This window comes from Bacillus sp. JJ1503 (assembly GCF_036965125.1).
Lineage (GTDB): Bacteria > Bacillota > Bacilli > Bacillales > Cytobacillaceae > Cytobacillus.
The window spans coordinates 1-12,797 of record NZ_JBALOZ010000033.1; the positions used below are offsets into that span (position 1 = coordinate 1).

Here is a 12,797-nt window from a genome sequence, read left to right on the forward strand (position 1 = left end):
AATTAGAACAGAAGTTAAAACCAATCGGCTATTCAATTGGCGGCAATTGGGATTATGAAAAAGGCTATTTTGATTATAAGGTCGATAACAAGGAGGGCTATCAATTTTTAAGGCTTCCCTTTATGGCAATAGACGGGCAGCTTGATGCGAGAGGATGTACAGTCGAGCTTAGGCGACCGTTTTTGCTCTCACACCTATATGAGGATGGTTTGGACGACCATGCGCATACAGCGGTCATATCTGGATCATTTAACCAATTCTCGGAGCCAATCGAAAAGGATGCTGAACTCCCGGAGAAATTCATGGATCATGGGAAAGCGCTTGTCAAAGAATTGGAAGCAGTGCTCTTGAATGGTTAATTCGTAATGATAATCAATTGATCATTTTCGTGAATATGAAAGGGGGCTGGAGGATTTAATAGCGTTTCCTCCCCTCTTTTTACTCCGAGCAACAGAATTCCGTCTTTAATGAGTAATTGACTAAGTTCCATATAGGACATGTCCAATATATCTGTTGAAGCCTGCTGAAACGTTAATTTTCGGTTATCCATCTGCCGTAATAAGTCCAAAAAGGATGTTACCAGCTCCTGTGAAAAGATGCTATTAATCATCACAAAGCTTGTTAAAATATTTGTTTGGACAACCTCATCGGCCCCAGCTCTTTTCGCGTTGGCAACTTGCTCTAATGTTAGAATTTCAACGATGCAGGGGACATGAGGATTAAGCCCTTTTACAGCAAGCAAGGTTAAGATGGAGCCCATGTCAGCATGAAGCTCGCCCTTGTTTGGGTCAGCGGTTATAATCACTTTACTTGCTTCTAATATATTTGCTTTTAACAGCACATCATCAACGTTTGAACGGCCTTGAATAAAATGCACATTTCTGTCAGGCAATGGATTTTTTTCTAGTGATTCATCAATTAAGGTGATAGTCATATCTTTATGATTTTTACAAAGTGCCTGAAGAATTTCACGTGAACGTTCATTCCACCCGATAATAATTAGATGTTTTTTCCCTTTGAAAGCAAGCTTCCCTTCAATTAAATCATTCTGTCTTGTTACTGCAACAGTGGCTAGTGTGACAAAATAGGTGGCTAAAAATCCAGCTCCGATCATGATTAAAGCAATCCCGGCAAGTCTCCCAAAAACTGTCTTCGGTGCAAAATCTCCATAGCCAACTGTAGCTGCTGTGACTACAGCCCACCAAATACCTTCGAAAATAGTTTTAAATTGGTCTGGTTCTAATAAATGAATTATCGTTCCAAATGTAAAAATCAGCGTAAGTGAAATAATTAATACTCGAAATATTAGCGGTAAACGCGCAAAGCTAGTAAATAAATTGTATGACAAAATTTGACACCCCTAAAAAAGAATCTGTATTCAGTATGGACTAGTTAGAGGGATTTCATAAATTTAACTTCTATAAAATAGAAAAAAGAGCTAGATCTTCTAGCCCCAATTTAGTAAGAATTATAGGTTGATTAACTAGCTGAATGACCTCTATGGATAGTACGATCACTTAATGAAAAATGCAAAAGGTGAAGGTATATTAAACGGTCTAGCTTTTGGCTATAATTTATCGTTTCAACACTATTCATTCCGGTTTCATGTGCAATTCGGATCATTTCTTTTCTCATTATATTAATGCGCTTAAGGACTAATTTCTCTAATGAATACTTGTTCATCTTCATCTTCTCCTACTAATGTTTTCAAGTATACCTTTATTATAGGAGATATTTCATATTTCGAAATAGATTCGACAAAGGTTCTAAGAAAAAGACATTTTCCTTCATCTTTTACATAAATTTGGTAGCTTAATCAGGACAAAAGTCCTAATAAAATAGCTTCTCTCTGTAAAATATATGGGAGACATTTGTAGCCTTGATTCCTAAATCGCTTTTTGGGAGGAAAAAAGTAATTGTTTTTATAAAAAAATCCTTCTCCATCATTCCAATAGGGAGAAGGAAAAGGATTAATTTACTAAGATAAATGGGATTTCAGGAATTCTATGACTTCTTTAAGTGCATCTTGGACAGTTGGGTTATGGAAATCCTTATCGAATACATGCTCTCCATTAGGGATGGTAATTAATTTGCTTTCAACGCTTGCTTTTGATAGGGCTTCGCTCATTAAAACAGATTGTTCGTAAGGGACGTCTACATCTTTCGTTCCATGTAAGAATAAAGTAGGCGGGTAATCCGCATCAATATTATAAATGGGAGAATACTTTTGAATCGTTTCTTCGTTCATTTGCGGGTTAATTCCAGTTACTTCTTGAATCCAATCCCCAGTTTGTCGTGCATATAAATATAGAAGGAACCGGGGTTGAACAGAAGCTTCTGTAATTATTTGATTAGATACAAGCCGATCGGCAATCTCTTTTGGTACTCTATCTTTTTGGAGGTAGTAGCTGTTAGGGGTTGTAGCCCAATTAGCGCCTATATCTCCATATCCATAGAAGGATACGATTGCACGCGGCTTGTTTGAAAGTGTACCGGTAGACAGTGCTAGAAATCCGCCTGCTGACCCGCCTATTACAGCTATTCTATCAGGATCAATTGAGAATTGATTAGGTCCTTCAGATTTTATCCAGTTCAGCGCATCTTGGATATCATTAAGGATGCCCGATAGTTTTGTTTCAGGAGCAAGTCTGTAATCAATAGAGAACACTGCAAAGCCATTATTTGTATAAAGCTGTATCATTTCAGCAGATAGTTCTTTTCTTGTACCCCATAGGAGGCCGCCCCCATGAATATATACGACAACAGGAGCATTTTCACGAACCGGTTCATGGAAATCTGCTTTAAGCGCATAGCCGGCTTCTTCTTTGTAAATAACTGTTTTCATTTTAAAGATTCACGTCCATTCTAGTAGAGATTCTTCGGATAGTTTTTGTATGTGAATTAACGATATATAGTATACCAAAAAAGAAGAGAAATGGTCATTTAGACGTTACTGGAAATGAGTGGAGTAGGTAAGGGGAAAAAATAAAACGAAGGCATCATTCCAAAGACTTGGCTAGCACCTTCGTTTTTTCTGAGTACTCAACTATATGTTAAGGTAATCGTTACGCTTTCGCATATTGTATAACAGCCTCTTCTAAAACATCAATTCCAAGTAAAATGTCGTCTAGATCTGTGTATTCATCAGGATGATGACTTAATCCATCAACAGATGGTACAAAGATCAGCCCAACTGGACCAAGTCTTGTAATGTTCATCGCGTCATGGCCAGCCCCGCTCTGCATGACTTCGTATGATAGATTTCTGCGATCACAAATGTTTCTGACTTCTTCTACAAGTTCTTCAGAAAGAATAACAGGCTCCTCTAAACTAATAACATTAGTTTCGATCTCGAGCTGTCTCTTTGCTTTTACTGAGGCAATCGTTTCATAGACATGGTTTAACACACGTTCTCTTGATTCGGTAGACGTAGATCGAATGTCAATCTTAAGCTCAACCTCACCTGGAACGACATTCATCGCTCCTGAAGGAATATCCAAAACGCCAACTGTTCCAACAGTTCCGTACGCTTGTTCAAGCATTGCCGCTTTTTCAAGCTCTAAGGCAATTTCGGAAGCACCGAGGAGAGCGTCCTTTCTCATATTCATTGGGGTTGTACCTGAATGTGAGGCCTTTCCATAAATTTTTAGAAGAAGTCTAGCTGGTGCTGCGATCCCAGTTACAATCCCAATTTTTTTCTGATTATTAATGAGAACGGGACCTTGCTCCACATGCAGCTCGAAATATGCCTTGAATTCTTCGTTTGCTCTGCTTGCTTCATCAATACTATTAAAATCAAGGGCACATAGGGCTAATGCTTTTTCCATCGTAAGGCCATCGCGGTCTTTCAGATGCCTGTATTTTTCTTTATCTAGGAGTCCAGCCATTGCCTTACTCCCAAAAGTAGAAACACCAAATCGGGAGGATTCCTCACAAGCGAAAGAAACGACTTCAATCGGGTGATCTGTCACGATACCCTTATCATTTAATCGTGAAATTATCTCCAACCCAGCTGTCACTCCAACTAAACCGTCATATTTTCCACCTTGATACACAGTATCTAAGTGAGATCCAATCACAACTGGTGGAAGGCCCTTTATTTTTCCTTCCCTTCTAGCAATTAAGTTTCCGCAAGGGTCAAGGCGAACATCTAATTTTTCATCCATACAAAGCCTCATGAAGGCATGGGTACCCGCTTGCTCTTCATTCGTGTAGGCAACACGCGTTATACCGATATCACCCGAATTGTATTGATTCATTTTATTAAAAAGTATTTCATACCGTTCTCTCAAGTCCATAATGTTTCTCCTATTAAAAGTAATATTTGATCGAATGATTAATACATAGATTATATCTATTATTTGCTGATTCTAAAAGAAAAAACGCAACACGATTGCTGCGTTTAATTCAGGGAGTAATCCATTATGATGTTTTCGAATAAAAACTTTGCATCATCGCCAACCCCTAATAAAAGAGCAGAACCTCGCCTATGCTGCCAGGGCAGGCCAAGAAAATACAATCCGTCTATATTTGATATTCCTCGTTCGTGAATTACTTTTCCTTTTTCATCAAAAATCTGCGGGAAATCCAACATGGAAAAATTAGTTTCAAAACCTGTAGCCCAAATAATATTATCAGCTTTTAAAGTGGAATCATCTGCAAATAGGATTTCATTTTGTTTAATTCCAATTGTTCTTCCTTTCATAGATACTTTACCTAGTTTAATCTTCTCTTTTAATTCCAGGCCAAAAATAGGATCGCCTTTTTTCCGAAGCCATTTTGCTATTTTAGAAGATGAATTTGCCTTTAAAATTCCTAATTGATCTAGCCACCAAAATATACTTTTATTTGTAAAGGTTAAAGGGAAGAAACGCAAGGCTTCTCCCGCCGAAAGATAAGTAGGATGGGATTCGGAAAGTTCAACAGCAATTTGCGCACCGGAATTACCACCCCCAACGACTAGAACGTTTCCTTCTTTCAGCTGTTTGGGTTTTTTATATTGGGAAGAATGTAGCTGGATGACATCATCTTGAAGTTCTTTTGAAAAAGCAGGAATTCTAGGATGGTGAAAGGGACCTGTTGCGATAACCACTTTCTTGGCCTGAAGAGTAGAATTTTGAATAACAATATTAAAATATTTATCTGTTTTATATACTTGTTTAACTTTTGTATCAAGCTGTATGGGCAATTGAAAGGTTTTAGCATACTTCTCTAAATAATCAGCTACTTCATTCTTTGTAGGAAACCCATCTGGGTCCCCTTCCATCATTAAGCCATGTAAGGAACTATAAGAACGTGGGGTAAACAAGACTAGGGAATCATATCTGTTTCTCCATACGTCACCGACACGCTTATGACTATCAATAATAAGAAAGGACAAGGATGATTTTTTAAAATAGTATCCCATGGATAAGCCAGCCTGGCCAGCTCCGATAATTAACCCATCGTAAATCATTATAGACACCTCAATCAATATATGAATATATGCCCATATATAATATATAGAGAAATGAAAAATCTGTCAATAACGTAATTCATTTAGAATTTGACATTGACTGCAAAGGTTTATTTAATGTTGAACGCATTTAAGTATGCCTATATACTGATGGAGGTAAATAGAGATAGTTGGGGGTTCACGATGTTTTCAATTATTTTAGCAAGTATTATCTTTTTGGCCACTATAATATTAGTTATTTGGCAGCCGAAAGGGTTAGGAATTGGCTGGACGGCTTGCGGAGGAGCTATGCTGGCACTTATTGTGGGAGTCGTGGACTTTCATGATTTCATAGATGTGATATTAATTGTTTGGAATGCCACATTAACGTTAATTGCCATTATAATTATATCGCTTATTTTAGATGAAATAGGATTTTTTGAATGGGCAGCCTTAAATATGTCGAGAGCAGCAAAGGGAAATGGGATAAGAATGTTTGTATATATCACCATTCTAGGTGCTATTGTTTCCGCATTATTCACTAATGACGGAACTGCGCTCATCCTCACACCTATTGTATTATCAATGGTCCGAAATCTGCAATTTAATGAAAAAATGGTTTTTCCGTTTATCATAGCCAGTGGATTCATTGCAGATACAACATCGCTTCCCTTAGTTGTTAGTAATCTTGTTAATATCGTTTCTGCCGATTATTTTGGAATCGGATTTAATGAATTTGCATCAAGAATGATTATCCCAAACTTCTTTTCTCTTGCTTCTAGTATTTTGGTATTATATCTTTTCTTTCGTAAGAGCATTCCAAAGAACTACGACTTATCGGACCTAAAAAAACCAGTAGAAGCAATACGGGACGAAAAAATGTTTCTATTGTCATGGTATGTACTGGCAGTCCTCCTTATGGGGTATTTTGCTAGTGAATTTACTGGAATTCCAGTCTCTATCATTGCAGGGGTTGTAGCTGTTTTCTTCCTATTCATGGCAAGAAGGAGCCATGCGGTGAATACAAGGACTGTCATGAAAGGGGCTCCTTGGGCTATTGTCTTTTTCTCAATTGGGATGTATGTGGTTGTTTATGGTTTGCGAAATGTGGGGTTAACGAATGTTTTAGCTGATGTTATTCAATCAGCTGCCGATCAAGGATTATTTGCCGCGACACTCGGGATGGGATTCATTGCTGCGCTGCTTTCATCTGTGATGAATAATTTGCCTACCGTGATGATTGATGCTTTAGCGATTTCAGACACAAATACAACGGGAGTCATAAGAGAAGCACTCATTTTTGCCAATGTCATTGGTTCGGACTTAGGTCCCAAAATTACACCAATTGGTTCTCTAGCCACCTTATTATGGATGCATGTTCTTTCCTTAAAAGGTGTAAAAATCTCATGGGGAACGTATTTTAAAACGGGGATTGTTTTAACGATTCCAACTTTATTTATCACATTGGTTGGTTTGTATATTTGGCTGCTATTTATTCATTAATAACGGAGTTAAAATCATGACTAAAAAACAATTTATTTTCTATGTACAGGCAATTCATGCCGAAGCCAAATGGCAGAGGGCTAGGGGAAGAAGTATTTGGCTGATGATTGGAATGTTTATAGTGCAGGAATTGAGGCGTATGTCTTAAACCTAAATGCTGTAAAAGCCATGGATGAAGTGGGAGTAGATATTTCAATTCAAACCTCGGATATCATTGATGCAGAAATTCTTAACAATGCTGATTTAGTTGTTACTTGAAATTGAGGAGATAGTTAAGAGATTTGCAGAAGAAAAGAGATAGCTATTGAAACGCATCTAATATGATGCGTTTTTTTTATGTGTTTTACAAGAATAAGTTATACAACAAAAATATTCTAAAATAACAATTAATTATAACTATAAAAAATATTTAAAATATTCTTTCGTATTAAAATGAATTATGATAAAATCATAAACAATTACAGTGCAGCAGTAAAAATTCTTCATTTATAGAAAGGGATTCAGTAATGAAGGAAATTTTTGAAAAAATTAAACAATTACGATTCGAACAGGGAATGACATTAAAAGAGCTGAGTGAAAAGACGGATCTTTCCGTTAGTTTTTTATCACAAATAGAAAGAGGAACATCTTCACTTGCTATCACGTCATTAAAAAAAATTGCTGATGCTTTTGGCGTAAAGATGATTCATTTTTTTGAGGAGCCAGAGAATTTAAATTATGCAGTTAAAAAGGAAAATCAAAAATCTTTTAAGATTGAAAGCTCTGATTCTACTTATATTCGTCTCAGCAATAATTTTACTGACAGAAAGATTGAGCCTTTTCAAGTTACAATGCAGCCGCATCAAAGGGATATAGAAATGGCTAGGCATCCGGGGGAAGAATTTTATTATGTCCTAAAGGGTGCAGTGTTAATCACGGTTGATCAGAATGTTTATTATTTGCGTGAGGGAGAAGCAATCCATTTTCCGTCCACACTTCCCCATATGTGGGAGAATCCGCTTGATCAAGAAACGATTTTATTATCTGTAATTACACCAGTTATTTTTAACTAATAGATTGATAGAAACCTTGAAGGGAGGAATGCATGTCAATTGCATATACTTAATGTTTTGACCAACATGCAAATAGGGTTTTAAAAGGGAATACAACATAAAAGATGAAGTGAAACAGAAAGGGAGGAAGCATAATGTCGCGTTATCGTCTTGGAGTAGATATTGGAGGTACTTTTACAGATTTAGTTGTGTTTGACCGTCTGAAAAATGTCTATCATACGAAAAAAACTTTAACAACTCCGCATAATCTAGCTGAAGGAGTTTTAGAGGCCATAAGTCATTATGTAGGGGATTTATCTGAAATCGAATACTTTGTTCATGGAACAACATCTGGATTAAATGCTTTCCTTGAAAGAAAGGGTGCAAATGTAGCCCTTATAGTAACGAAAGGATTTAGAGATGTGTATGAAATCGGCAGGGCAAACCGGACTGAAATGTACAATATTCAGTTCAATAAGCCAGCTACTTTAGTGGAGCGAGAGCTTATTTATGAAATCCAAGAAAGAGTGACATTTGACGGCTCTGTTCTAACACCGCTCGATGAAGAAAACCTGCAGCAAATTATTGGCCAATTAAAGGATAAAAACTATGATGCAGTGGCTGTGTGCTTAATGCACGCTTACCGTAATCCAGAGCACGAGGATAAAATCCGCAGCTTCATCGAAAAAGAGCTTGATATTCCGGTCTCGCTTTCTAGCGATATTGCCCGTGAGTGGAGAGAATATGAGCGTGTAAGTACAACGGTTATCAATGCATATATCGCTCCTATCGTAAAAAAATACTTAAATATTTTAGAGAAGGAAGTAGAGAAGAGAGGCTTCAAAAAAGATATTTACATTATGCAGTCTAATGGAGGGGTTATGACATCCAAGATTGCTCAGCGTCTTCCATTGCAGACACTTATGTCAGGACCAGTAGGCGGAACGATTGGCGGAATGAATTTAACAAAGCTGACAGGCGATCCAAACTTAATTTGTGTGGATATGGGAGGAACGAGTTTTGATGTAAGTATGATTATTGATGGACAGCCAGACATTACAGCTGAAATTCATATGGAAGGCTTCCCGATTTTATCACCTATGGTTAATATTCATACGATTGGAGCAGGAGGCGGATCCATTGCATGGGTAGAGGCAGGCGGATTGCGTGTAGGACCGAAAAGTGCAGGCTCCTCACCAGGACCGGCTTGTTATGGACAAGGGGGAAAACAGCCGACTGTGACAGATGCAAATTTAGTACTAGGCCGTATCGATGAAAATAACTTCTTAGGCGGCGACATCAAGCTGGATAAACAAGCAGCGATTGAAGCAGTGAAATCGGTTGCAGATCAAATTGGACTTTCTGTTCAAGAAACAGCTGAAGGAATTTGTGATATTGCGAATGCAAAGATGGCAGATGCTATTCGTACATTAACGGTTAAACGCGGAATTGATCCTCGTGATTTTACATTAGTTGCATTTGGCGGCGCAGGACCAATGCATGCTGTGTTAATTGCAGATCTATTGGATATGAAGAAAGTATTTGTACCGAGCGTATCCGGAACATTCTCTGCATGGGGCATGCTGCAAACAGACATCCGCTTTGATACAGTGCGAAACTATGTATCTAGCATCGAAGAAGTGAATTATAGCCAGCTTGAATCCTTATATGAGGAAATGAAACAGGAAAGCGTTGCAGTTTTAAATCAGCAGAACATTCAAACCGAGCATATTCGTTTCCAAAATAGCATTGATGTCCGCTATGCTGGTCAGGAATATACGGTAAATATATTAAACGAAACAAATAATCTTAAGGAAATCGAAGAGGACTTCCATAAAGCCCATTTAGATATTTACGGACATAATAATCCGAAAGGGTCAATAGAGATCGTGAACCTTCGTGCTACAGCCTTTGGAGATCTTGAAAAGGTAGAATATGTGAAGTCGGACGAACGATCTGAAAAACAAGCGGTACCATCATCAAAACGAAATGTAGTTTGGAATAATGTTGAAGAAGAAACAAAGGTATATTCAACTGAGGAGCTATCCTATGGAAACTATTTCAATGGGCCAGCGGTTGTTGAAGATAAAAACTCAACTTTAGTTATACCGCCAAAACACTATATTCGCATTGATGAATATCAGAATATTGAAATTGTTAAAGAAACAGCTGAACAGGAGGTTTTGGTATGAGCACTCAAACACCAGTATATTTAGAAAATCCGGTTACAACGGAAATTGTAAGGAATGCTCTTATCTCGGCTGCGGATGAAATGAACGCAAGTCTAGCGAGAAGCGCATTTTCACCGATTATTTATGAAATGAAGGATTGTAGTGTTTGTATTTTTAACCGCGATGTAGAGCTATTAGGACAGTCTGCCGGATTGCCAATATTTCTTGGAAACATTGATGAATGTATAAAAGTAACTACCAACGTAATCGGCGGAATTGAAAACTATAAAGATGGAGATGTGTATATTTTAAATGATTCATATATTGGCGGAACGCATTTAAATGATGTTACGGTATTCTCTCCAATTTTCTTAGAAGGTGAGCTCGTTGGCTTTACAGCAAACCGTGCCCACTGGTTAGATATTGGCTCGAAGGATCCTGGGTATCCCATGGATGCAACAAGTATTTATCAAGAGGGTATCCGAATTCCTCCTACTAAAATTTATGATCAAGGGAAGCCAATCGAAGATGTAATCCGCTTAATTGTTTCGAATAACCGTTTCCGTGAAGCTGCATTGGGAGATTTAAATGCGCAAATTGCAGCCTGCCGGACAGGTGAAAAAAGATTCAAGGAATTAATTGTCCGCTTTGGCATCGACCGAATTAATCGCTGTATTCATGATATTTTTAAACAATCAGAAGAAATGGACCGCAGCGTTATTCGCAATATTCCGGATGGCGTCTATGAGGCAGAAGGATACCTGGATAATGATGGGGTCAAGGATGAACCGATTCTTGTAAAGGTTCAAGTAAAGGTTGAGGGCGATTATATTACGATTGATCTTACAGGCTCTAGCAAGCAGCGCTTCGGACAAACGAACTGCGGCTATGCACAGACGATTTCAGCCTGCCGTGTGGCATTTAAAGATTTAATTAGTCCCAATTCTCCTGTAACTGGAGGGAACTTTAGAACAATGAAAGTTATTGCTCCAGAAGCAACAATCTTCCATGCAGTAGAGCCTGCCCCATGCGGCTGGTATTTTACTCCGCTAGGTTTATTGATTGATTTAATTATTAAAGCACTATCCCCTGTTATGAAGGATAAGGCTGCTGGTGCGCATTACGGAGATTCCATGGTAGTGACATTTGCAGGAACGGATGAAAAAACAAATGAGTCATTTTTAAGTGTGGAAGCGACTGCTGGAGGATGGGGTGCATTCCATTCTGGAGACGGGCAATCTGCATTAATTAACCATGTGAGCGGGGACTTCAAAAATCTGCCAATCGAAGTATTTGAGTCAAAGTATCCGATTAGAATCAATCAATATGGATTAAGACAAAACTCTGGCGGAGCCGGCCAGTATCGAGGAGGTCTTGGGGTTGTAAGAGAATATGAGATTCTTAGTGAAGATGCGGCAGTTTCTCTTTGGTTTGAAAGATCAAAGACTCCGGCATGGGGACTGTTCGGAGGCCAGCCTGGCGCGAAACCTGATGTAGAAATTATTTCAGGCGGAGAGGTTGAACATTTACTAAAAGTAAACGGAAGGAAAATACGCAAAGGCGATATCGTCAAAGTCATGACCGGCGGCGGAGGCGGTTTCGGGGATCCGACCGAAAGATCTTCTGGGGATGCTGAAAAAGATTTAAGAAATGAATATGTTACCGGAAAATAAACAAAAAAGCGAGTAAAGAATATACACATTGAGCTCATGGTGGAAATGGGAAGGATATTCTAAAAAGAATGCCTTCCCCTATTTTTACCTGATGGAGACTGATAATTTAGAATTTAATATAAATATGAACTTAAGAGGATGTGCAGCAGCTTTGAAAAGAATAAGATTTCGGTTTGAAGGCGGGGGAGAGATTTCAGCAACTTTACTAGAGGGGAAGGCTCCATTAACTTGTGAGAGGATTTGGAATGCTCTTCCGTTAGAAAGTGTTGCTGCTCAATCAAGATGGTCAGGCAGGGAATTCAATTTTGGCTATAATGAACAGGACTTGCCTCCAAGAGAAAATCAGACCATTTATACAAGTGTTGGGGAAGTGTGTTATTGGCGGGATTGGAATTGGGAGGAAGAAGGCGTTCTCCCGCAGGCTTTAGCCATATACTATGGTGCTGAGCTGGCAAGAAGCCACAAAGGCAATGAGCCTGTTAACGTTTTTGCGCAAGTCGATTATTCGGAATTTGACAAGCTTGTCCAAATTGGTGAGCGAATTTGGCTTGAAGGGAAAGAGAAGATTTATATTGAGAGATTGGAAGACTAAGCTAGCTAAATCTCGTTTAAAAATCAACTTTTAAAAATACTGAGTATTCAGTTTCAATGGGAGATGAAAATATATGTCCAATGCTGCGTTGAAAGCTAAAGCTGAGTCAGTTATGCAGGTAGGCGAATTATTTAAAGATATGCCCTTTAACAACCGACATGCTTTTGTAGGGATGGTTCTATTCTTTGCATTTGTAGTTGAAGCATGGGAAATGATGATTATTATCTTTCTTAGTGGGGCGATTGCAGCTGAATTTAACTTAACAGCAGTACAAACAGGTTCAATCATTGGAGCTATCTTTCTAGGAATGATTCCCGGGGCTTATATTTGGGGATTTATTTCCGATAAGATTGGCCGTAAAAAAACAATGATGTATAGTTTATTGCTTTACAC

General features: G+C 38.3%; 12 protein-coding genes and 1 pseudogene. 8 read left to right on the plus strand and 5 right to left on the minus strand.

Annotation, left to right across the window (positions count from 1 at the left end; genetic code table 11):
• Window positions 1-359: YugN-like family protein (locus tag V7149_RS03470; protein WP_335344263.1), on the plus strand; the 359-nt coding region annotated here is incomplete at its 5' end.
• Here V7149_RS03470 and V7149_RS03475 read toward each other — a convergent pair.
• From V7149_RS03475 to V7149_RS03495, 5 genes are all read right to left on the minus strand, one after another.
• Window positions 356-1,348, minus strand: coding sequence for a potassium channel family protein (locus V7149_RS03475; RefSeq protein ID WP_335344264.1), 993 nt, complete (start codon window positions 1,346-1,348; stop codon window positions 356-358). The genes V7149_RS03470 and V7149_RS03475 overlap by 4 nt on opposite strands.
• A gap of 131 nt (window positions 1,349-1,479) precedes the next feature.
• Window positions 1,480-1,683 (minus strand): aspartyl-phosphate phosphatase Spo0E family protein, encoded by a 204-nt coding sequence (locus V7149_RS03480; RefSeq protein WP_335344265.1) that lies wholly within the window; start codon window positions 1,681-1,683, stop codon window positions 1,480-1,482.
• A gap of 295 nt (window positions 1,684-1,978) precedes the next feature.
• A complete protein-coding gene (locus tag V7149_RS03485) occupies window positions 1,979-2,845 on the minus strand; it encodes an alpha/beta hydrolase (RefSeq protein WP_335344266.1) in 867 nt (288 codons plus the stop codon).
• Between the two features lie 220 nt (window positions 2,846-3,065).
• Window positions 3,066-4,298 (minus strand): Zn-dependent hydrolase, encoded by a 1,233-nt coding sequence (locus V7149_RS03490; RefSeq protein ID WP_335344267.1) that lies wholly within the window; start codon window positions 4,296-4,298, stop codon window positions 3,066-3,068.
• 104 nt (window positions 4,299-4,402) lie between these two features.
• Window positions 4,403-5,455, minus strand: a complete 1,053-nt coding sequence (locus V7149_RS03495) for a flavin-containing monooxygenase (RefSeq protein WP_335344268.1) — start codon at window positions 5,453-5,455, stop codon at window positions 4,403-4,405.
• 183 nt (window positions 5,456-5,638) lie between these two features.
• On the opposite strand from V7149_RS03495, the gene V7149_RS03500 reads away from it, so the two are divergent.
• The 7 genes and pseudogenes from V7149_RS03500 to V7149_RS03530 form a co-directional block, all read left to right on the plus strand.
• Complete coding sequence (locus V7149_RS03500) at window positions 5,639-6,937, plus strand: arsenic transporter (RefSeq protein WP_335344269.1); 1,299 nt, start codon at window positions 5,639-5,641, stop codon at window positions 6,935-6,937.
• Between the two features lie 30 nt (window positions 6,938-6,967).
• Window positions 6,968-7,192, plus strand: a pseudogene (locus V7149_RS03505) (arsenate reductase); the annotation flags it as partial.
• 251 nt (window positions 7,193-7,443) lie between these two features.
• Entirely contained in the window at window positions 7,444-7,989 is a 546-nt protein-coding gene (locus tag V7149_RS03510; protein ID WP_335344270.1) for a helix-turn-helix domain-containing protein, read from the plus strand.
• A gap of 134 nt (window positions 7,990-8,123) precedes the next feature.
• Complete coding sequence (locus V7149_RS03515) at window positions 8,124-10,160, plus strand: hydantoinase/oxoprolinase family protein (protein ID WP_335344271.1); 2,037 nt, start codon at window positions 8,124-8,126, stop codon at window positions 10,158-10,160.
• On the plus strand, window positions 10,157-11,812 hold the full coding sequence (locus V7149_RS03520) for a hydantoinase B/oxoprolinase family protein (RefSeq protein ID WP_335344272.1): 1,656 nt from the start codon (window positions 10,157-10,159) through the stop codon (window positions 11,810-11,812). The genes V7149_RS03515 and V7149_RS03520 overlap by 4 nt, the downstream gene beginning before the upstream one ends.
• Window positions 11,813-11,963: 151 nt before the next feature.
• Window positions 11,964-12,404, plus strand: coding sequence for a DUF3830 family protein (locus tag V7149_RS03525; protein WP_335344273.1), 441 nt, complete (start codon window positions 11,964-11,966; stop codon window positions 12,402-12,404).
• 73 nt (window positions 12,405-12,477) lie between these two features.
• The coding region (locus tag V7149_RS03530; RefSeq protein WP_335344274.1) for an MFS transporter at window positions 12,478-12,797 on the plus strand (320 nt) is incomplete at its 3' end.

Bases quoted from the DNA above. Each gene is read 5' to 3' on its own strand.
- V7149_RS03480 (WP_335344265.1), bottom strand. From the start codon at position 1,683: ATGAACAAGTATTCATTAGAGAAATTAGTCCTTAAGCGCATTAATATA.
- V7149_RS03485 (WP_335344266.1), bottom strand. From the start codon at position 2,845: ATGAAAACAGTTATTTACAAAGAAGAAGCCGGCTATGCGCTTAAAGCA.
- V7149_RS03490 (WP_335344267.1), bottom strand. From the start codon at position 4,298: ATGGACTTGAGAGAACGGTATGAAATACTTTTTAATAAAATGAATCAA.
- V7149_RS03495 (WP_335344268.1), bottom strand. From the start codon at position 5,455: ATGATTTACGATGGGTTAATTATCGGAGCTGGCCAGGCTGGCTTATCC.
- V7149_RS03500 (WP_335344269.1), top strand. From the start codon at position 5,639: ATGTTTTCAATTATTTTAGCAAGTATTATCTTTTTGGCCACTATAATA.
- V7149_RS03510 (WP_335344270.1), top strand. From the start codon at position 7,444: ATGAAGGAAATTTTTGAAAAAATTAAACAATTACGATTCGAACAGGGA.
- V7149_RS03515 (WP_335344271.1), top strand. From the start codon at position 8,124: ATGTCGCGTTATCGTCTTGGAGTAGATATTGGAGGTACTTTTACAGAT.
- V7149_RS03520 (WP_335344272.1), top strand. From the start codon at position 10,157: ATGAGCACTCAAACACCAGTATATTTAGAAAATCCGGTTACAACGGAA.